We start from the raw sequence: 2,637 nt of genomic DNA, 5'->3' as shown, positions 1-2,637 counted from the left end.
CTGTTCACGAGCGAAGACCGCTGCCACGACGGGCTGACGTCCGAGGAGACGGCCTTCCTGGTCGCCGCGGCGGAGCAGCGGGCGGCGGAGGAGCGGGCCGCCACCCGGGCCCGGCGCCGGAGCCGCACACTCACGGCCTCGCTCTGCGCCGTGCTGGCGGTGGCCCTGGTCGTCGGCCTGACCGCCGTACGCCTGCGTCAGGACAGCGAGAAGCAGACCACCGACACCGCGGCCCGCCGGGTGGCCGCAGTCGCCGACGCCCTGCGGGGCACCGACCCGCGCACAGCGATGCTGCTCGGCGTCGCCGCATGGCGCCTCTCTCCCCTGCCGGAGTCCCGCCGAGCCCTGCTGGGCGCGCTGGCCCAGCCCGAACTGGGCAACTTCACCGACCCGGCGCCCAGCGACACCCCAGACCGGTTCCTCGACACCTCCGGGCGCACTCTGCTCAGCATCAGCGACAACACCTGGCGGACGTGGGATGTGGACACGCACCGCCGTATCGCCTCGGGGTCGGTACCTCGCGGGACGGTAGTCAGGGCGAGTCCGGACGGCCGGGTGCTCCTCATTTGGACCGCTGCCAGGACCCAGCGGCTGTGGGACACCCGAACGGGGCGCTGGGTCGGGGACCCGTTGCCGTTGTTCGGGTACACCGTGGGCTTCGGGGTGAGGGGCCGTCATTATTGGGTGAAGAGCCGGGACGGCCGCGCTCGGCTCTACTCCCTCACCGACGGCCATGTCGTCTTCCGGACCCCGTCGGCCCGCGGTGGAGAGCTCGTTCACGCTGCGGCCGACGACGACCGGCTGCTGGCGGTCTGCCCGCGCGGCCGGTCCCCGCAGATCTGGGACACCTCCACGCGCACCGTGCGGCGCGGTGCCTGGACCAACGCCCGCGGCGTCTGCGGTGAAGGCTTCCTGGGCTTCACCGGCGGCCGGCTCCTTTCTCTCACCGAGGACCGGGCGCGTGTGTGGGACACCACGTCAGGACGACAGCTCGCCGACGTCGCCCACCCGGGTGCCGATTCCGCCGTCGTGAGCGCGGACGGCTCTTTTCTGGCGACCGGCGGCGGCCAGGAGATCAGAGTGTGGCGTCTGCCCACCGGCGGCGCTCCCGTTTTCCGCCACTCCTTGGCCAACGCGTCGCTCTTCGGTCTCGCCTGGGACTCCTCGCGGCCCCTGCTGCGGTACCTCGAAGGGGGCACGGTCCACACCCTCGACCTCACCACGACGCTCACCCGCACCTGGCGCACGAGTCCGCTCACGGGGGTCCGGCTCAGCCCCGACGGCAGGATGCTCGCCACCGCCGAGCGTATCGGTGACCGCTACGTCTTCCAGCTGCGGAACACGCGCGACGGCCGTCTGCTGCGAACCCTGCCGACCCCGTCACTTCCCGTCTTCAGCACCGGCATACCGACGGTCCCCGCGGACATCATCGAGCCTTTGCTGTCCTTCAGCCCCGACGGAGGCATGTTCGCCTATGGGATCTCCGTCCCCAGCTGGAACGTGGTGTCGCAGCGTCTGACGGTGTGGGACGTGACCGCCGGACGCGCGAAGACCACGGTGGACCTGGCGACGGCGTCCGCCATGCCGCCGGACGCGATCGCCCTGGGACCGGGCGGCCGTACACTCCTCACCGCCCGTTTGACCGACGACGGCATCGTCAACGAGACATGGGACACCATGCGGCGGCGGAGGACGGTGCGCCTCCCCGGCCCGGCCGGCAACCATCTGGCCGTCAGCCGGGACGGTGGGCTTCTCGTGACCGACAACCGTGTCGTCCGAGCAGGCCGGTCCCACGCCCATGACCTCGTCCAGCGCGACAGCATCGAGGAAATCGTCTTCGCTCCCGACGGCTCCGGACTGGCGGCCGGCGACGGGACAGGGCGGGTGGCCCTCTGGGACGGCGCCCTCCGGCACCGAGCAGGCATCCTGAGGAACGTCCTTCTGGGGCCCGTCGATCAGTCCTCCGACTCAGCCGAGGCGATCACGGCCCTCGCCTTCAGCCCGGACGGCAGCACGCTCGCCGTGGGCGGCAACGCGGGCACCCTCCAACTCTGGGACACCGCCACCCAGCAACCTCTCGGTCCTTCTCTGCCCACCTCCGGTGAGAGCGTCGACACGCTCGCGTTCAGCCCGGACAGCACCCTGCTGTACGCGGGCGGCCGGCACGTGCCGCTCCAGCGGTACGTGGTGGATCCTGACCGAGCGGTGTCCCTTGTCTGCTCCCGTGCCGGGAGCAGGGAACTGACCCGGGCGCAGTGGCGCACCTACGTTCCGGATCGGCCGTACCGGCGGATCTGCTCCTGACCCTTTCCACGGATCACGAAAGTGGCCGGGCAGTCTGTTTCCCACTGCCAGTGCCTGACCGCCGCCCCCATCACTGCGACAAACGTGCGCGACGCCAGCGTGCGGCGAGGGCTTCGGCCTGGCGGCACGAAGAGGCGGGCAGGCGTCGAGCAGGTTGCCGTGCTCCGGTGGCATCCTGCACCAACGTGGTCCGCCAGATGTTCCTCACGGTGCCGATACCGAGCCGAGCTCTTACACCGAACGATTTGCAGTCCCCTAGTAGCTCCGCTACGAGGGCTTCCGCCCGGCACTCCCCCAAGCTCTTCGAGCAGGGGGTACCCCCAGAGCACGCAC

1 protein-coding gene is annotated in these 2,637 nt (G+C 71.0%); it reads left to right on the top strand.

Features of this window, described 5'->3' with window-relative positions:
* The coding region (locus tag AOK23_RS36005) for a WD40 repeat domain-containing protein (RefSeq protein ID WP_169800370.1) at positions 1-2,304 on the top strand (2,304 nt) is incomplete at its 5' end.
* Between the last annotated feature and the right edge of the window lie 333 nt (positions 2,305-2,637).

It is taken from the genome of Streptomyces torulosus (assembly GCF_001419765.1).
GTDB lineage: Bacteria > Actinomycetota > Actinomycetes > Streptomycetales > Streptomycetaceae > Streptomyces > Streptomyces torulosus.
This window is presented reverse-complemented; position numbering and strand designations above follow the sequence as displayed.